Source organism: Bradyrhizobium sp. Kon37 (genome assembly GCF_055807535.1).
The window spans coordinates 165,265-183,314 of the sequence record NZ_JBVVOY010000008.1 but is presented as its reverse complement, the minus strand read 5'-3'; the positions used below and the strand labels follow the sequence as shown (position 1 = coordinate 183,314).

At 65.1% G+C, this 18,050-nt stretch carries 17 protein-coding genes; 11 read left to right on the top strand and 6 right to left on the bottom strand.

Annotated elements, in window-relative coordinates; genetic code table 11:
* Positions 1-6: 6 nt before the first annotated feature.
* On the bottom strand, positions 7-1,110 hold the full coding sequence (locus tag AC0L3J_RS18285) for a mandelate racemase/muconate lactonizing enzyme family protein (protein WP_473347990.1): 1,104 nt from the start codon (positions 1,108-1,110) through the stop codon (positions 7-9).
* A 177-nt stretch (positions 1,111-1,287) separates the two neighbouring features.
* Here AC0L3J_RS18285 and AC0L3J_RS18280 point away from each other — a divergent pair, with 177 nt between their 5' ends.
* The 4 genes from AC0L3J_RS18280 to AC0L3J_RS18265 all read left to right on the top strand — a co-directional run bounded on the left by AC0L3J_RS18280 (position 1,288) and on the right by AC0L3J_RS18265 (position 5,636).
* A complete protein-coding gene (locus tag AC0L3J_RS18280) occupies positions 1,288-2,121 on the top strand; it encodes a GyrI-like domain-containing protein (protein WP_473347989.1) in 834 nt (277 codons plus the stop codon).
* Positions 2,122-2,255: 134 nt separating this feature from the next.
* Positions 2,256-3,182 (top strand): SMP-30/gluconolactonase/LRE family protein, encoded by a 927-nt coding sequence (locus AC0L3J_RS18275; RefSeq protein WP_473347988.1) that lies wholly within the window; start codon positions 2,256-2,258, stop codon positions 3,180-3,182.
* A 197-nt stretch (positions 3,183-3,379) separates the two neighbouring features.
* Entirely contained in the window at positions 3,380-3,973 is a 594-nt protein-coding gene (locus tag AC0L3J_RS18270) for a GNAT family N-acetyltransferase (RefSeq protein WP_473347987.1), read from the top strand.
* 16 nt (positions 3,974-3,989) lie between these two features.
* Positions 3,990-5,636: a GMC family oxidoreductase gene (locus AC0L3J_RS18265; protein ID WP_473347986.1), complete on the top strand. Its 1,647-nt coding sequence runs from the start codon at positions 3,990-3,992 to the stop codon at positions 5,634-5,636.
* 465 nt (positions 5,637-6,101) lie between these two features.
* Here AC0L3J_RS18265 and AC0L3J_RS18260 read toward each other — a convergent pair whose 3' ends face one another.
* Positions 6,102-6,944 carry an AAA family ATPase gene (locus AC0L3J_RS18260; protein ID WP_007600695.1) on the bottom strand — a complete coding sequence of 281 codons (843 nt, stop codon included), beginning with the start codon at positions 6,942-6,944 and terminating at the stop codon, positions 6,102-6,104.
* Between the two features lie 118 nt (positions 6,945-7,062).
* A complete protein-coding gene (locus AC0L3J_RS18255) occupies positions 7,063-7,308 on the bottom strand; it encodes a GlsB/YeaQ/YmgE family stress response membrane protein (protein ID WP_007613712.1) in 246 nt (81 codons plus the stop codon).
* A gap of 123 nt (positions 7,309-7,431) precedes the next feature.
* On the opposite strand from AC0L3J_RS18255, the gene AC0L3J_RS18250 reads away from it, so the two are divergent.
* The 3 genes from AC0L3J_RS18250 (at position 7,432) to sseA (ending at position 10,087) form a co-directional block, all read left to right on the top strand.
* Entirely contained in the window at positions 7,432-8,607 is a 1,176-nt protein-coding gene (locus tag AC0L3J_RS18250; RefSeq protein WP_018454121.1) for a vWA domain-containing protein, read from the top strand.
* A gap of 45 nt (positions 8,608-8,652) precedes the next feature.
* On the top strand, positions 8,653-9,066 hold the full coding sequence (locus tag AC0L3J_RS18245; protein WP_007613708.1) for a rhodanese-like domain-containing protein: 414 nt from the start codon (positions 8,653-8,655) through the stop codon (positions 9,064-9,066).
* 163 nt (positions 9,067-9,229) lie between these two features.
* Complete coding sequence (gene sseA / locus AC0L3J_RS18240; protein ID WP_473347985.1) at positions 9,230-10,087, top strand: 3-mercaptopyruvate sulfurtransferase; 858 nt, start codon at positions 9,230-9,232, stop codon at positions 10,085-10,087.
* Positions 10,088-10,089: 2 nt separating this feature from the next.
* Here sseA and AC0L3J_RS18235 read toward each other — a convergent pair whose 3' ends face one another.
* Positions 10,090-10,923 (bottom strand): hypothetical protein, encoded by an 834-nt coding sequence (locus AC0L3J_RS18235; protein ID WP_473348031.1) that lies wholly within the window; start codon positions 10,921-10,923, stop codon positions 10,090-10,092.
* 321 nt (positions 10,924-11,244) lie between these two features.
* Here AC0L3J_RS18235 and AC0L3J_RS18230 point away from each other — a divergent pair, with 321 nt between their 5' ends.
* Positions 11,245-12,432, top strand: a complete 1,188-nt coding sequence (locus AC0L3J_RS18230; protein ID WP_473348030.1) for a L,D-transpeptidase — start codon at positions 11,245-11,247, stop codon at positions 12,430-12,432.
* 171 nt (positions 12,433-12,603) lie between these two features.
* Complete coding sequence (locus AC0L3J_RS18225) at positions 12,604-13,572, top strand: NAD-dependent epimerase/dehydratase family protein (RefSeq protein WP_473347984.1); 969 nt, start codon at positions 12,604-12,606, stop codon at positions 13,570-13,572.
* A gap of 4 nt (positions 13,573-13,576) precedes the next feature.
* Here AC0L3J_RS18225 and AC0L3J_RS18220 read toward each other — a convergent pair whose 3' ends face one another.
* Positions 13,577-14,539 (bottom strand): D-2-hydroxyacid dehydrogenase family protein, encoded by a 963-nt coding sequence (locus tag AC0L3J_RS18220; RefSeq protein ID WP_473347983.1) that lies wholly within the window; start codon positions 14,537-14,539, stop codon positions 13,577-13,579.
* A 104-nt stretch (positions 14,540-14,643) separates the two neighbouring features.
* Positions 14,644-14,859 carry a hypothetical protein gene (locus AC0L3J_RS18215; RefSeq protein ID WP_473347982.1) on the bottom strand — a complete coding sequence of 72 codons (216 nt, stop codon included), beginning with the start codon at positions 14,857-14,859 and terminating at the stop codon, positions 14,644-14,646.
* A 232-nt stretch (positions 14,860-15,091) separates the two neighbouring features.
* Between AC0L3J_RS18215 and ettA the strand changes: the two genes are divergently transcribed.
* Together ettA and AC0L3J_RS18205 are read left to right on the top strand one after the other, a co-directional pair.
* Complete coding sequence (ettA, locus tag AC0L3J_RS18210) at positions 15,092-16,741, top strand: energy-dependent translational throttle protein EttA (protein ID WP_027519709.1); 1,650 nt, start codon at positions 15,092-15,094, stop codon at positions 16,739-16,741.
* Between the two features lie 7 nt (positions 16,742-16,748).
* Positions 16,749-17,975 (top strand): lytic murein transglycosylase, encoded by a 1,227-nt coding sequence (locus AC0L3J_RS18205; protein WP_473347981.1) that lies wholly within the window; start codon positions 16,749-16,751, stop codon positions 17,973-17,975.
* The last annotated feature ends 75 nt before the right edge of the window (positions 17,976-18,050 follow it).

The following is an 18,050-nucleotide window of genomic DNA, read 5'->3' as shown; positions in this document are numbered from 1 at the left end:
CCGCGCTCAGGCGACGCGATATCGCTCCATCACGCTACGGTCGGGCTCATAGCCGAGCCCAGGTCCGGTCGGCACCGCGACATGGCCGGTGGCATCGACATCGGCGCGGCCGCCCCACAGGCAGGCCGCGCGCTTCAGGTAAAACATCTCGATCAACCCGTCGTCGCGCCCCGCCAGCAGATGCAAGGTCGCCAGCAGGCCGGGGCCGAAATACGGGGAGTGCGGAACGATCTTGACGCCGACCCGATCTGCGAGCGCCGCAACCTTCAGGAATTCCGTGATGCCGCCGACCTTGGTCACCGACGGCTGGGCGTGGCTGACCGCGCCCGCATCCATCATCTGGCGGAATTGATATTCCGTGCAGGCGTTCTCGCCGGCGGCGACGCCGAGCCCGCCCTTGCTGCGGACCTCGGCGAGTGCCGTAAAATCCTCCGGCGGCCAGACCGGCTCCTCCAGGAACATCGGCTGCGCGTCCCGGCATGTCCTGGCGAACGCGATCGCCTCTTCGCCCGACAGCGGGCAGTTCATGTCCACCATCAGCGGAATGCCGGGTCCGATCGCCGCGCGCGCGGCAAACACTGCCGGCGCCGTGGTCTCGTGCAGCTTGATGGCGCCATAGCCGAGCGCGAGCGCCTTCTTGCATTCGGCGGCGATGTTGTCGGGCGAGCCGATCCGCAACAGGCTCGCATAGGCCGGAATGGCCGGGCGCCGGGTGCTGCCGAGCAGGCGGTGCAGCGGCACGCTCTTGATCTTGGCGGCGAGGTCCCACAGCGCGATGTCGAGCCCGGAGATCGCGAACATGGTGATGCCGTAACGCCCGAACAGATGCAGATTACGCTGGATCTGCTCCATCACCGCAGGAATGCCGGCGGCATCGGGAACCTCCAGCCCACGGGCCTGCGGTGCGATCATCTCCTCGACGGCACTGCGCGTGGTGCGCGGGCAGACATAGGCGAAGGCATCGCCCCAGCCGGTCAAACCGGCGTCGGTGCTGACCTCGACCATCACCATGTCGAGGGCGGTGATGGCGGAGGCGCCCTGACGGAAGCTCGCGACACCGGCGTCATAGGGGATGCGGATATGGTGCGCCCGCACATCGGTGATCTTCATGACGCGGTTCCTTCAGCTTTCTTGTGAGCGGTTTCAGGGACGTCCCGAGTGTAGCCATGAACGCCCGGACGTTGCCAGTGGCTGATCCGGCGTTATCCTCTTGCGGGACCGCAACGCCGATCAAGCGAAACCTTCGGACTTCCGTGCATCATGGTCGCGCTTCGAACGAGAAACGCCATGAACCCAGCCCAGCGCGCGCTCTGGTATGTCGAGAGCCATCTGGCCGAGCCGATGACGCTCGACGAGATCGCTGCGATATCGAGCGTGTCGCGGTTCCACATCGTGCGCGCGTTTGCCGCAGCCACCGGCGTGCCGGTGATGCGGTACGTGCGTGCGCGGCGGCTGAGCGAAGCGGCGCGCAGTCTTGCGAACGGCGCGCCGGACATCCTGTCGCTGGCGCTGGAGGCGGATTACGGCTCGCACGAAGCATTCACCCGCGCGTTCCGCGACCAGTTCGGCACCACGCCCGAAGCGGTGCGCGCCGCGCAATGCACCGGCCATCTCGAGCTTCAGGAGCCGATCCTCATGGATTCAACCATCGCAGACAAACTCGCCACCCCGCGCTTCGAAACCACAAAGGCCTTCCTCGTCGCAGGCATCAACGAGCGCATCTCCTGCGACAACGGCGCGGCCATTCCTGGACTGTGGCAGCGCTTCCACCAGGAGGTCGCCGACATTCCCGCTCCCGTTGGACCGGTCGCCTATGGCGTCTGCTGCAACGGCGACGATGCTGGGAATTTCGACTACATTGCCGGCGTCGAGGTGGGCGATTTCTCCGAGCTGCCCCGCCGCTTCGGCCGTATCCGTATCCCCGAGCAGCGCTATGCGGTGTTCACCCACGCCGACCACGTCGCCTCGATCAGACGCACCGTCACCGCGATCTGGAATCAGTGGCTGCCGGCCTCCGGCCTGAAGGCTGCCGATGCGCCGAACTTCGAACGCTACGACGAGAAATTCGATCCCGCCACCGGCAATGGCGGCCTGGAGATTTGGATACCCGTGCGAGATTAGCGCGCAACGCTGGCATACCATCCCGCTTGCTTGGCAAGCCCCGGCGACTTTGTCATAACCGCGGGCAATCTTGCGTGTGGGGCCCGTGCCGGACATCCCGCGCAAGTCATAACAAGCAGCCGGGAGGGTCCCCCATGTCCAACGTCCGCGTTCTCGCCACCGACCTCGAATTTCCCGAAGGGCCGGTCGTGATGCCGGACGGCTCGGTGGTGCTGGTGGAAATCCGCGGCCAGCGCCTGACCCGAATTCATCCCGACGGCCGCAAGGAGATCGTCGCGAAGATTCCGGGCGGCCCGAACGGCGCAGCCCTCGGCCCCGACGGCAAGATCTACATTTGCAACAATGGCGGCTTCTCCTGGATCCCGACCCGCAACATGATCATGCCGGGTCCGCAGCCCGACGATTATCTCGGCGGCTCGATCCAGCGCGTCGATCTGCAATCGGGAAAGATCGAGACCGTCGTGACGAAATGCGGCGAGCATGATCTGCGCGGGCCGAACGATCTGGTGTTCGACAAGCAGGGCGGCCTCTGGTTCTCCGATCTCGGCAAGCGCCGCGCGCGCGAGATGGACGTCGGCGGCATGTATTATCTCAAGCCCGGCATGAAAGAGATCGTCGAGGTCGTGCACGGCATACTGCCGGCCAACGGCATCGGCCTGTCGCCGGACGAGACCACCGTCTACATCGCGGAGACGCCGACGGGCAGGCTCTGGGCCTACGAGCTCTCCGCGCCCGGCACGCTGAAGCCGCGCGACGTGATCTATCGGGGCGAGCGGGGAAAGCCGATCTGCGGCCTCGGCGGCTACCAGATGTTCGACTCGCTGGCGGTCGAAGCGAGCGGCAATGTCTGCGTCGCCACCCTCGTCTCCGGCTGCATCTCGGTGATCGCGCCCGATGGCACCCTGGTCGAGCAGGTCCCGACCGGCGACCGCGTCACCACCAACATCGCCTTCGGCGGCCCCGAGCTCAAGACCGCCTACATCACGCTCTCAGGCAAGGGCGAGCTGATCGCCATGGACTGGCCGCGCAGCGGTTTGCCGTTGAACTTTTTGAACAAGTGAGCCAAGCCGTCATTGCGGGGAGCGAAGCAATCCGGCAGACCCTCACCCTGAGGAGCGCGTCCTGCGCGCGTCTCGAAGGGCGAGGCCACCAGCGGGGCCTTCATCCTTCGAGACGCGCGTGCCGCGCTCCTCAGGATGAGGAGCTGACAGCCTCGATTGGTTGCTCCGCTCGTAACGACAACAGAGAGAGACCTGCAATGCCCTGGCCTGATCCCATCACCCTGCGCGGACAGCATGCCGGTCTGGAGCCGTTGTCGCATCAGCACCGCGAGGGGCTGATCGAGGCCGTGAAGGACGGCGAGCTCTCCACCATCTGGTACACCGCGATTCCGACGCCGGACAACATGGGCAAGGAAATCGACCGCCGGCTCGGTCTTCAGGCCGCGGGCTCGATGCTCCCCTTCACCGTGTTCGATGGCAGCGGCAAGATCGTGGGCATGACGACCTACATGAATATCGATGCCGCCAACCGCCGCGTCGAGATCGGCTCGACCTGGTATGGCAAGAGCGCGCAGCGCGGCCCGCTCAACACGCAATGCAAGCTGCTGCTGCTCACCCACGCCTTCGAAGCCCTGGACTGCATCGCAGTGGAATTCCGCACCCACTTCTTCAATCACCAGAGCCGTCGCGCCATCGAGCGCCTGGGCGCCAAGCAGGACGGCATCCTGCGCAGCCACCAGGTCGCGCCCAACGGCACGCTCCGCGACACCGTGGTCTACAGCATCACCGCGGCCGAATGGCCGACCGTGCGAATGCATTTGAATTATCAACTCAACGACAAGCCGCGCTAGAGGCGGCCGAGGCACCATGGACAGATTTGATTATGTGATCGTCGGCGCGGGCTCCGCCGGTTGCGTGCTCACCAGCCGGCTGAGCGAAGACCCTGCGACCAGCGTCTGCGTACTCGAGGCGGGCCCGAGCGATTGGCATCCCTACATCCATCTGCCGGCCGGCTTCATCAAGACCTTCCACATGAAGAGCATCAACTGGGCCTACCAGCAGGAGGTCGGGCCCTGGACCGGCGGGCGCAGCATCTACGCGCCGCGCGGCAAGACGCTCGGCGGCTCGTCCTCGATCAATGGCCATATCTACAATCGCGGCCAGCGCATGGATTTCGACACTTGGGCCCAGATGGGCAATCGCGGCTGGGGCTATGCCGACGTGCTGCCCTACTTCCGGCGGCTGGAGAAACGCGTCGGCGAGGGCGAGGACGTTTACCGGGGCCGCGACGGCAATCTCACCGTTACTACCATGAACTGGCGCGATCCGCTCTGCGAAGCGTTCATGGAGGGCGCGGTCTCGCTCGGCATTCCCCGGAATCCCGATTACAACGGCGCGATGCAGGAAGGCGTCTCCTACTGCCAGCGCACCATCGACAAGGGTCTGCGCGTCTCGGCTTCCACAGCCTTCCTCAAGCCCGCGATGAAGCGGCCGAACGTCCATGTCCACACCCACGCGCACGCCACCGAGATCATCTTCGAGGGTAAGCGCGCCGTCGGCGTGCGCTACATGAAAGGCGGCTCGGGCGGCACGCCGGTCGAAGTCCGCGCCAACAAGGAGGTGATCCTGTCCGGCGGCACTTATAATTCGCCGCAGCTCTTGCAGCTCTCCGGCATCGGCTCGCCTGATTTGCTCAGCGCCCACGGCATCCAGGTGCGTCACGCGCTTCCGGTCGGCGAAGGCCTGCAAGATCATTATGCGCCGCGCACGGTCGCGCGCGTCAAAGACATCAGGACCATCAACGAGCTTCGCCGCGGCTGGCGTCTCTGGGTCGAGGCCATGAAATGGGCGACCGCGCGCAAAGGCCTGCTGTCGCTGTCGCCGACCATGGTCTATTGCTTCTGGCATTCCGGCGAGAGCGCCGACAGCTCCGACTTGCAGCTCACCTTCACACCGGCGAGCTACAAGGAAGGCGTACAGGGCCAGCTCGAGGACGAACCCGGCATGACGGTGGCCTCCTGGCAGCAGCGCCCCGAGAGCCGCGGCTATGTCCGAATCCGCTCGTCTGATCCGTTCGCGCCGCCGATCATCCAGACCAATTATCTCGACGCCGAGCTCGACCGCCGCGTCATCGTCGGCGGCATGAAGCTGGCGCGCCGGCTTTTGAAGAGTGCGCCGCTGTCGCCCTATTACGCCTACGAGGATTTCCCGGGTCCTGACATCAACACCGACGACGAGTTTTTGGCCGCCGCCACCGAACGCGGCACCACCACCTTCCACCCCGGCTGCACCTGCCGCATGGGCCCGGCGGATTCCACCTGGGCGGTGGTCGACGACCAGCTCCGCGTTCACGGGTTGCAAGGTCTCCGCGTCATCGATGCCTCCGTGATGCCGCGCATGATCTCTGCGAATTTGAATGCGTCGACCATGATGATCGCCGACCGCGCCTCGGACCTGATCCGCGGCAAGCAGCCGATGGAAGCCGCGCGCGTGCCGGATGCGGCGGTGGCGTAGCAAGGTCTCGTGCCCCCGGACGCAGCGCACCGCTTCCCCAGCGATGCGAAGCAGCGCCCGGTGCAGCTGTGCACTCAGAGCCGGAGGGCCCATCTCACGCGACCTTGGTTCGCCTCTTAGGTCCCGGCTCTGCGCAGCAGCGCTTCACGCTGCAGCGCGTCCGGGGCACCTGAGCGCGTTGTCTTGCTCCGTCATTGCGAGCGCAGTGAAGCAATCCAGTCTGTCACCGCGGAGGGATTCTGGATTGCTTCGCTGCGCTCGCAATGACGATGCGGAAAGGTTGAGGAAATGTCTCTCCACCGTCGTCCTGGGAAGGCCAGGACCCATTACCCCAGGAAGTGGTTTGGTGGGCGGTACATGCGTCGGTGTCTTTTCGATAGATCGCGCGGTATGGGTCCTGGCCTTCGCCAGGACGACACCGGTTGATTGTCCGATGGCTCGCCCGCAATGCGGATGCGCTAGCGCCTACACTTCCCTCCGGCTCAGGAACGCCAATCGCTCGAACAGATGCACGTCCTGCTCGTTCTTCAGCAGCGCACCGTGCAGGGGCGGGATCAGCTTGCGCGGGTCGCGTTCGCGCAGCTGCTCGACGCTCATGTCTTCGTTGAGCAGCAGCTTGAGCCAGTCGAGCAGCTCTGAGGTCGACGGCTTCTTCTTCAACCCGGGCACCTCGCGCACCTCGAAGAAGATGCGCAGGGCTTCCTCGACCAGCCGCTTCTTGATGCCGGGGAAGTGGACGTCGACGATCCGGGTCATGGTGTCGGCATCGGGGAACTTGATGTAGTGGAAGAAGCAGCGGCGCAGGAAAGCGTCCGGCAGCTCCTTCTCGTTGTTGGAGGTGATCATCATGATCGGGCGCTGCTTGGCCTTGATCGTCTCGCCGGTCTCGTAGACATGGAATTCCATGCGGTCGAGCTCGAGCAGCAAATCATTCGGGAATTCGATGTCGGCCTTGTCGATCTCGTCGATCAGCAGCACCGGGCGCTGCTCGGCGGTGAAGGCATCCCACAGCTTGCCGCGCTTGATGTAGTTCTTGATGTCGGACACGCGCGCATCGCCGAGCTGGCTGTCGCGCAGGCGCGACACCGCGTCGTATTCGTAGAGGCCCTGCTGCGCCTTGGTGGTGGACTTGATGTGCCAGGTCAGGAGCGGGGCGTTCAGCGCCTTCGCCACTTCCTCCGCCAGCACCGTCTTGCCGGTGCCGGGCTCGCCCTTGATGAGCAGCGGGCGCTCCAGCACGATCGAGGCGTTGACCGCGACCTTGAGATCGTCGGTCGCAACATAGTCCTTGGTGCCGGTAAATTTCATCGCGCGTCCTTGTTGGTCGTCGTCCCAGGAATTGCCAGTTTGAATTGCCAGTTTCATGGCCCTGGTCCAACAAACGGAACGGCCGCGCGTGGCGGCCGTTCCTGGTTCGGTCAGGCTTTCAGACCCGTTTTATCAGCGAAAGGATGACGAGCACAATCACCGCGCCGATCGTGGCATCCACGATGGCCCCGACCGTGCCGGTTGCGAGCTGGATATGCAGCTGAGGCAGAATCCAGCTCGCCACGAGCGCACCGATGATGCCGACGACGATGTTGCCGATCAGCCCAAATCCCGCCCCATGGACAATCTTGCCGGCAAGCCAGCCTGCGATCGCGCCAATGATGAGCGCTGCGAGAATTCCCATTGCAAACGTCCCCAAAACAACCCCGTGAGACCGCCAATTCTAGAGCAAAAAGCCTCCCGGTCCAGCGCAGAGCAGTGGCCTCCGCCCCTTGACGTTCGCCCCCCGACGGGCAATCTGTCACCCATGTTCCTGCAATTCTTCACTTCTCTGCGCGATGCGCAGGTCCCCGTGACGCTGCGCGAATACCTCACGCTGATGGAGGCGCTCGACGCTGACCTCGCGGACTACTCGGTCGAGAATTTCTACTATCTCTCGCGCACCTCGCTGGTGAAGGACGAGCGCAACCTCGACAAGTTCGACCGCGTCTTCGGCACCGTCTTCAAGGGGCTGGAAAGCCTGCTCGACGCCATGGAGGGGGCCGAGATCCCCGAGGAGTGGCTGAAGAAGCTCGCCGAGAAATACCTGACGGACGAAGAGAAGAAGCAGATCGAGGCCATGGGCTGGGACAAGCTCATGGAGACCCTGAAGAAGCGCCTCGAGGAGCAGAAGGGCCGGCACCAGGGCGGCTCGAAGTGGATCGGCACCGCCGGCACCTCGCCGTTCGGCGCCCATGGCTACAATCCCGAAGGCATCCGCATCGGCCAGGACAAGAACCGCAACAACCGCGCCGTGAAGGTGTGGGACAAGCGCGAGTTCAAGGATCTCGACGGCAATGTCGAGCTCGGCATCCGCAACATCAAGGTGGCGCTGCGCCGCCTGCGCAAGTTCGCGCGCACCGGCGCGCCTGACGAGCTCGATCTCGACACCACCATCCGCGAGACCGCCAATCACGGCTATCTCGACGTGCACATGCGGCCCGAGCGACGCAACGCGGTGAAGCTGCTGGTGTTCTTCGACATCGGCGGCTCGATGGACGCGCATATCGAGCAGGTCGAGGAGTTGTTCTCGGCCGCGAAGAGCGAGTTCAAGCATATGGAGTATTTCTACTTCCACAATTGCCTCTATGAGGGCGTGTGGAAGCAGAACAAGCGCCGCTTCACCGACCGCACCCCGACCTGGGACGTGCTGCATAAATACCCGCACGACTACAAGATCGTGTTTGTCGGCGACGCCTCGATGAGCCCTTACGAGATCATGGTGCCCGGCGGCTCGGTCGAGCACGTCAACGAGGAGCCCGGCTCGGTCTGGCTCGACCGCATCATCCGCACCTATCCGCATTCGGTGTGGCTCAATCCCGTGCAGCAGAAGCACTGGGACTATTCGGAATCCACCACCATCATCAAACGCATCTTCGCCAACCGCATGTACCCGATCACGATCGAGGGGCTTGAGGGTGCGATGAAGGAATTGACGCACTAGCTCGCGCTCCGCGCGCCCCGGAATGACAACAAGAGGGAGAACCACGTGCCCCAGACCATCACCCGCGGCATCAAGGCGCTGATCGACGAGGCCAATGCCGAGATCGAGACGCTCACCGCCAAGGACGCCATCGAGATCTCCAAGAACGGCGACGTCGTCATCGTCGATATCCGCGATCCCCGCGAGATCGAGCGTGACGGCCGCATCCCCGGCGCGTTCGCCTGCACCCGCGGCATGCTCGAATTCTGGATCGATCCGCAGAGTCCTTATGCGAAGCCGGTGTTCCAGGAGGACAAGAAGTTCGTCTTCCATTGCGCCGGTGGTTTGCGCTCTGCGCTCGCCGCCAAGACCGCGCAGGACATGGGCCTCAAGCCCGTCGCCCACATCGCCGGCGGCTACGCCGCCTGGCGCGACGCCGGCGGCCCCGTCGAGCAGTGGGAGCCGAAGAAGAAGGGGTGAGGTGAATACCTCTCTCGCCACACACTCCGTCATGCCCGGGCAAAAGCGCGAAGCGCGTCTTCGCGCTGGATGACCCGGGCATCCACGTCTTCGCCGCAAGAAGAACGTGGATGGCCGGGACAAGCCCGGCCATGACGACTGGGACAACCGCCGGAGCACCCTAATGACCACCCCCACCGATCCCCTCGTCTCCACCGAATGGCTCGCCGCCCACATCAACGATGCCAACGTCAAGGTGCTCGACGCCAGCTTTAAGCTGCCCGGCGTGCTGCCATTGCCGAAGGATGATTATCTTGCCGCGCATCTGCCGGGCGCGGTGTTCTTCGACGTCGACGCGGTCTCGGACCATTCCAACCCGCTGCCGCACATGTATCCGAGCGCCGAGCAGTTCGGCCGCGACGTCGGTCATCTCGGCATCTCCAATGCCGACACCGTCGTGATTTACGATGCCGGCGGCTGGGTCGCCGCTCCCCGCGCGTGGTGGATGTTCCTGGCTTTCGGCCACGGCAATGTGCGCATCCTCAATGGTGGCCTGAAGAAGTGGCGCGCCGAGGGGCGTCCGGTCGAGAGCGGCGAGGCGAAGCCGAAGCCCGCGACGTTCAAGGCGAGCTACGATTCCAAGCGCGTGCGCAGCATGCAGCAATTGATCGCCAACGTCGAAAGCCGTGCCGAGCAGGTGATCGACGCGCGCGCCGCCGACCGGTTCAAGGGACGGGCGCCGGAGCCGCGCGCGGGCATCCGCTCCGGCCATATCCCGGGCGCGCGCAACGTGCCCTACAACCTCCTGTTCGACGCCGCGACCGGCACGATGAAGCCGCTCGATGATCTCCGCGCTGCCTTCACCAACGCCGGCGTCAGGCTCGATGCGCCGATCGTGACGAGCTGCGGCTCCGGGGTCTCTGCCGGCGTGCTGACGCTGGCGCTTTATCGCCTCGGCATCACCGACACCGCGCTCTATGACGGCTCGTGGTCGGAATGGGGGCAGGAAAAGGGACCGCCGATCGCAACGGGGCCGGCGTAACCCTACTGACGTGCGCGCGCGGTCGTCGTTGCGGCGAGCGTGGGTTGCGGCTGCCCGAACGGATCGAGTTGCTGAACCGGCGGCGGCGGACCCCGGACAATGCGGCGGCGCTTCTTCACGCGATGCGCCCGCGGCTTGGTCGCCTTGCTCTCCGGCGAACCGCTGTCGGCCTTAGAGTCGGCCTTGGCCTTCGCCGGCGGATCCTTCCAGGCCGTGGTCGCCAGGTCGTTCAGCGCGGCGAACTTCGCGCTCGCCATGTCGAACGTGGACGAAGCCGGGGCTCCGCTGGGGGCGGCAGGTGCTGGTTTGCTCGTGAGAGCGATCGAAACCGGCTTGGCCTCGGCGATGGATGCGCTGGCGTCGGCCGGAGTAAGCGTGTTGCTCGAGGCCGGCGTCGCGGCGTCCGGCGTCCTCTCGGCCTTGGCCTCCGGTTCGGCCGGGACGTCGGCCGGAGGTGCAGCGACCTGCGGCTGACCGTCGGTCTCAGTCGTCAGCGCGACCACTTGTTCGGGCTCGCTCATCGGCAGCGCGATGGTCGGGACTTGATCGCGCAGCGACGGCGTCGGATCGGTGGCTGCTTCCGGTTCGGTGCGCAGGACCGCGAGCACCGGCTGGGCCGGTTCGGGAGCTTGTGCAAACACCTGCTCCTGCGGACCATTCCGCCAGGAGGGGTTGCTGACATACTGCTCGTGGCTCGCCCGCAGCAGCGCGGCGGCGCCCAGGCCGAATACCAGGATGGAGGCTGACAGCAGGATCGCGGCAAACAGGAAGCGAAAGCCGGGAAGCATCGAGGGATTGCGAATTTCCGCCCCGGCGGCGAAGTGGCCAGGGCCCATGAGCCATCTGAACGCGGTGACGGTACTGCTTGCCGCGTTCGCCACGCGGGGATCGAAGCTCAAAGCGGAGGCGAATCAGGCTGATTCGAACATACCGCAACGATTCCGCGCCGTTCCGTAAAAAACGGAGCCGGCGACTCCTGCGATCTCGGGCGTGGGCTGATTTTCGTCCCCTGATGCAAGCAGGCAACGGTAGTCTTGCGGATCACAAATCGGCAAATCGGGCACAAATCCGCCTGTCATGTCTTGAATGTGCCGCTATCTTCCGTCATCTGGCCGTTAACGGTCCGGACGGGGCCCGGGGACTATACAAGAGCGATGATGATCAAACATTTTCTGACGATATGCGCTGCCGCAACAGTCGCTGCGGCGGGAACCTCGCTCGCGCAGGCCCAGAGCTATCCGGTCCAGCAGGCGCCGAGCTATGGCGCGCCGGCCGAATATCGGCCCGGCGACCGCGCGCCGAATTTCGACGCTATGGACGATGAAGACGATGCGATGCCGCAGGCAGCGCTGCCGCCGCCCGGCCCGGATCCGCGCTACGGCCGTCCGCCCGGCGCTCCCCCGGTGTATTCCGCCGCGCCGCCGCAGGGGCCGGTGATGTCGCCCGATGATCCCCGTTATGGCCGTCCCGCCGGCGCCCCCGTCTATTCGGCCGCGCCGCCGCAGGGGCCCGTGACATCACCCGACGATCCGCGATACGGCCGCCCTGCCGGCCCGCCCGCGGTGATCTACGCCGATCGTCCGGCGCAGGCGCCCGGCAGTGACGGCCTGCGTCCGCCCGAGGCAGTCGGTGGTCCCGGCGCGACCGGAACGGTCCAGGCCGGGCAGCCGCCCGTGGGTGCCGACGGCCGGCCGATGGCGATCGCCTCGCTCCCGCCCGAGGAGCAGCCTGACGCTGCTCCGGCGCAGCTGCCGCAGAACCTGCGCCGCCAGGAGGTTTCGCTGGCGACCAAGGAGCCGGCCGGAACACTCATCGTCGATACCCCGAACACCTACCTCTATTACGTGCTCGGCAACGGCCGTGCGATCCGCTACGGCGTCCGCGTCGGCCGCGACGGCTTCACCTGGACCGGCGTGCAGAAGATCACCCGCAAGGCCGAGTGGCCGGATTGGCATCCCCCGACCGAGATGATCGAGCGCCAGCCCTATCTGCCGCGTTTCATGGCCGGCGGTCCCGGCAATCCGCTCGGCGCCCGCGCGATGTATCTCGGCTCGACCGTCTACCGCATCCACGGCACCAACCAGCCCTCGACGATCGGCAAGTTCGTGTCGTCCGGCTGCATCGGCATGCTGAACGAGGACGTCTCCGACTTGTTCGATCGCGTCAAGGTCGGCACCCGCGTGGTCGTGATGCCGGGTGGTCCGCCGCCGGGAACGGCGACCGCATCCGCCGCGCCCATGCCCGGCACTGCCGGCCCCGCACCAATGGCCGCGCAGGCCGGCCCGGTCGGAGGCACCCAGCCGACAGTGGTGCCCCCGCTGCCCGCGCCCGTCACCGTGCGCTGAACCGGCCTCACAAGAATTGATCTAGCAAGAATTGATCTGATGACGGCGCGTGACCTTCGGTCACGCGCCGTCATCATTTGACGCATGCGTGTATGTCTCGCTTACGCATACTTGAACGGCTCCGCACCTCGACTACGTCCGGGAGGATTGCAACGAATTGAGGAGCACAGGATGCGCATCTTTGTTGCGGGCGCGACCGGCGCGGTCGGTCAGTATCTTGTTCCGGCGCTGGTCGCCGCGGGTCATTCGGTGATCGGCACGACACGGAGTGCGGCAAAAACAGAGCTTGTGCGGCGATTGGGTGGGGAGCCGGTCGTCGCCGACGGCCTCCATGCCGACAGCATGCGCGCTGCGGTGATTGCGGCAAAGCCCGACGCCGTCATCCACCAGATGACAGATCTCGCGGCCGCCACGGACCTCCGGCATTTCGATCGGGCTTTCAACCGAACCAACGAGCTCCGCACCCGCGGAACCGACATTCTGCTCAACGCCGCACGCGAGGCCGGCGCCAGGCGCTTCATCGCGCAAAGCTTCTGCGGCTGGACCTTCAGTCGCGCCGGGGGAACGGTGAAGACCGAGACCGATGAGCTCGACTCGCATCCGCCGCGAGAGCTGCGACGCACGCTTGAGGCGATCCGGTATCTGGAGCGAAGCGTCACCGCTTCAACGACGCCGCAGGGCATCGTGCTGCGCTATGGATTCTTCTATGGACCTGGCACCGGCACGCTCTCGCCGGCGATGATCGACCAGTTGCGCCACCGGCGTGTGCCGGTGATCGGCGATGGCGGCGGCACGTGGTCATTCATTCACACCGAAGATGCCGCCTCTGCCACGCTCGCCGCGCTTGAACGCGGACGCGCCGGCAGCATCTACAATATCGTCGACGATCATCCGGCGCAGGTGAAGGATTGGTTGCCCGCGCTGGCCGAATTGCTTGGTGCCAAGCCGCCGCGTCACATTCCCGCCTGGCTCGGGCGCCTGCTTGCGGGCGAGCATATGGTTGCGATGATGACGGAGGTGCGCGGAGCATCCAACGCCAAGGCAAAGCGCGAGTTCGGCTGGCTGCCGGCGCATGCCTCCTGGCGCGACGGCTTTGCCGATGCGGCGCGGCAGCCCGCCAGCCACCGCACGGCGGCCTGAGGCTTCAGGCCAGCTTCCGCGGCAGCCCGCTGCCCTTGGTGAAGGCGTCGATCGCCTCGACCATCTGGCCGTAATGGATGCGCAAGCCGTCCTCGGTGGCGTAGCCGAGATGCGGCGTCAGCACGAGGTTGTCGAGCTTGCGGAAGGGATGGTCCGTCGGCAGCGGCTCGACCGAGAACACGTCGATGCCGGCGCCTGCAATCCTCTTCTGCTGCAACGCCTCAAGCAGCGCCTGCTCGTCCACGATCGGCCCGCGCGCGGTGTTGACGAGGAAGGCCGTCGGTTTCATCCGCGCGAGATCGGCAGCCCCGACCAGCCCACGCGAGCGCTCGCTCAGCACCACATGGATGCTGACGATATCGGCCTTGGCGAACAGCTCCTCCTTGGTGGCGTAGCCGGCGCCGGCGTCCTTGCACTTCTCCGGGGTCAGGTTCGGGCTCCAGGCGATCACGTTCATGCCGAACGCCTTCGCGATACCCGACATCTTGCTGCCGAGCTTGCCGAGCCCGACGACGCCGAGCGTCAATCCCTCGATCTCGATGCCGGCAAAGGTCTGCCAGGGCTCGCCCGCATGCATGCGCGCGTTCTCGCGGCCGATCCCACGGGTCAGTTCCAGGATCAGGCCCATGGTGAGGGGCGCAGTCGGATCGCGTGAATATTGCGTGCCGCCGATCGTGACGCCCCGCGCCTTGGCGGCCTCCATGTCGATCGAGGCGTTGCGCATGCCTGAGGTCAGCAGCAGCTTCAGCTTCGGCAGGCTCTCGAACAGGCTCTTCGGGAACGCGGTGCGCTCGCGCATCGCGCAGACGATCTCGAAATCGGCCAGCGCGCTCGCCGCGGCCTGCTCGGAGGCGAAGGGGTGGCTGAACACGGTGACGTCGATCCGGTCGGACAGGCTTTGCCAATCGGCGACGTCGAGGGCGAGGTTGAAATAGTCGTCGAGAATTGCACAGCGCAGCCGCGTCATCAGCGTTCTTCCATGGCAAGAGGTGGAACCAGGCCATGGTTGCGCGCAATCAGGACCGTGCGCAAGCCGTTCGCGTCTTCAAAAATCCGACAGCTGATAAAGCCTCAGAGGTCGCGGGGCTTGAGCCGGAACGGCGCATTCATGCCGTGCTTGGCGCGCCAGGCGGGGCCGGGGCCGCGCATGTAGTGCAGTTCGGGCCGGTAGGGATTGAAAGCGGTGGCGAAGAAACGCTTCCAGAAGCCCTTGATCTCCGAGGCAAATGCGGAGGCGCTGGCGGCTTCCGCCGGAACGGGGAGGGAATGGGTCTCGATCATGGCCATGACGCTGTCTCGCTGTGCTCCCGTTCATTCTGAGCGGGTGGCGCTGTTTCCGCGCGAAAACGAGCTTTGGCCTGATTTATTAAAAGATGGTTTCAATTGTCCGGATCGGCGGCGGGATGGTGTCCGGCCCGTATTCATCCGTGGTGAACGGAGGGAAAACATTGCCCTTTGGGGGCGGGATCGCTACATCGGCGGCAAGCAAATTTCCTCAAATCGAAGGTTTTCGGGACCGATGGCGCGCCAGTTCATCTATTTCATGCAGGGCCTGACCAAGAGCTACCCGACCCGGAAGGTGCTCGATAACATCCATCTGAGCTTCTACCCGGACGCCAAGATCGGCGTGCTCGGTGTCAACGGCTCGGGCAAGTCGACGCTGCTCAAGATCATGGCCGGCCTCGACAAGGAATATAACGGCGAAGCCTGGGTCGCCCAGGGCGCCCGCGTCGGCTATCTCGAGCAGGAGCCGCATCTCGATCCGGCACTCAGCGTGCGCGAGAACGTCATGCTGGGCGTCGCCAAACAGAAGGCCATCCTCGATCGCTACAACGAGCTGGCGATGAACTACTCCGAGGAGACCGCCGACGAGATGACCAAGCTGCAGGACGAGATCGAGGCCCAGGGCCTCTGGGATCTCGACAGCAAGGTCGACCAGGCCATGGATGCGCTGCGCTGTCCGCCCGACGATGCCGATGTATCGAAACTCTCCGGCGGTGAGCGCCGCCGTGTCGCGCTGTGCAAGCTGTTGCTCGACCAGCCTGAGTTGTTGCTGCTCGACGAGCCGACCAACCATCTCGACGCGGAATCGGTGTCGTGGCTGGAAGGCCATCTGCGCAACTATCCCGGCGCGATCCTGATCGTCACCCATGACCGCTACTTCCTCGACAACGTCACGAGCTGGATTCTCGAGCTCGATCGCGGCAAGGGCATTCCCTACGAGGGCAATTACTCGTCCTGGCTGCAGCAGAAGCAGAAGCGGCTCGAGCAGGAGGGCCGCGAGGACGCTGCGCATCAGAAGACGCTGGCCCGCGAGCAGGAATGGATCGCGTCCTCGCCGAAAGCCCGCCAGGCCAAATCCAAGGCGCGCTATCAGCGGTATGACGAACTGCTGAAACAGGCGAGCGAAAAGCAGACCCAGACCGCGCAGATCACGATTCCGGTGGCCGAGCGCCTAGGTCAGAACGTGGTCGACTTCGAAGGGCTCAGCAAAGGTTTCGGCGATCGCATGCTGATCGACGATCTCACTTTCAAGCTGCCGCCCGGCGGTATCGTCGGCGTGATCGGCGCCAACGGCGCCGGCAAGACCACGCTGTTCAGGATGATCACCAAGCAGGAACAGCCGGACAAAGGCACCATCACGGTCGGCGAGAGCGTGCATCTCGGTTACGTCGACCAGTCGCGCGACGCGCTCGATGGCAGCAAGAACGTGTGGGAGGAGATCTCCGGCGGCAACGAGCTGATCCTGCTCGGCAAGAGGGAAGTCAATTCACGCGGCTATTGTTCGTCGTTCAACTTCAAGGGCGCCGACCAGCAGAAGAAAGTCGGCGCGCTCTCCGGCGGCGAACGCAACCGCGTGCACCTTGCGAAAATGCTGAAATCCGGCGCCAACGTGCTGCTGCTCGACGAGCCGACCAACGATCTCGACGTCGACACCCTGCGTGCGCTCGAAGAGGCGCTGGAGGATTTTGCCGGTTGCGCCGTCATCATCAGCCATGATCGCTGGTTCCTCGATCGCATCGCGACCCACATCCTGGCCTTCGAAGGCGACAGCCATGTCGAATGGTTCGAGGGCAACTTCCAGGACTACGAGAAGGACAAGATGCGCCGGCTCGGCCAGGACAGCATCATCCCGCACCGCGTGAAGTACAAGAAGCTGACGCGGTGATCCCGGCATGATGCGGCGGGTGCTCATAGCTGCGGTGATCGCTATCACCTGCGGCATGTCGCCCGCCCGCGCTGCCGACGCCGCCTTCACGCAGTTCATCGCCTCGCTGTGGCCGGAGGCGGAGACCGCAGGCGTGTCGCGCTCGACGTTCGAGCAAGAGACGCGCGGCCTCGAGCCTGACTACAAGCTGCCGGATCTGATCCTGCCGGGGCGGCCCGCGACCGGTGCGCCGTCGCAGGCCGAGTTCGTGCAAGTGCCGGCCGACTATGTCAGGGAAGCCTCGATCGCGCGGCTTGCGGGCGAGGGGCAGCGGCTGCTGCAAAAATATCGTCAGGCCCTGAGCGAGATCGAGAAGAGCTCGGGCGTGCCCGCCACCGTCATGCTGGCGATCTGGGGCCGCGAGACCGACTATGGCCGCTACACACTGCCCTACGATCTCGTCCGTGTGCTGGCGACGCAGGCCTATGTCGGCCGCCGCAAGGACACCTATCGCAACGAGTTCATCCTCTCGCTGAAAATTCTCGGTGACGGCGTGGTGACACGCAAGGACATGCGCTCGTCCTGGGCCGGCGCGACCGGGCTCACGCAATTCCTGCCGTCCGAATATTACAAGCACGGTGTCGATTTCGATCGCGACGGCCGTATCGATATCTGGCATTCGGTGCCGGATGCGCTGGCCTCCGCCGCGCAGCAGCTCGTCAACAAGGGCTGGCAGAGCGGCGTGCGCTGGGCTTACGAGGTACAGGCACCGGCCAAGGTCGATTGTACCGCCGGCGTGCCCGAGGTGACGAAGCCGATCGGACAGTGGCTGCGCGAAGGCTTTGTGCCGGTGCGTGGACAAAAGCTCACTGCCGCCGAGCAGGCGCAGCCGGCCTCGCTGCTGCAACCGGAAGGGATCTACGGCCCGTCCTTCCTGACCACGAAGAACTACTTCGTCATCAAGGAGTACAATTTCTCCGATCTCTACGTGCTGTTCGTCGGCCATCTCGCCGACCGCATGACGAGCCCGCAACCGTTCGCGACGCCGTGGTCTGCCTCGAAGCAATTGCGAACTAAGGACGTCGAGGCGATGCAGCGCGGGCTCACGCGCGTCGGGCTCTACAAGGACAAGATCGACGGCAAGGCCGGCATGCAGACGCGCGCTGCGCTCGGCGCCTACCAGAAGTCCGCAGGCCTCAAGGTCGATTGCTGGCCGAGCGAAGAGGTGCTGCGCTCGATCCAGGCGGCGCGATAGGCGCGCAGGGCTGGCTAAAACAAAAAAGCCCGGCCGAGGTGTTCGGCCGGGCTTCGATCGCGGCGCTCATGAGCG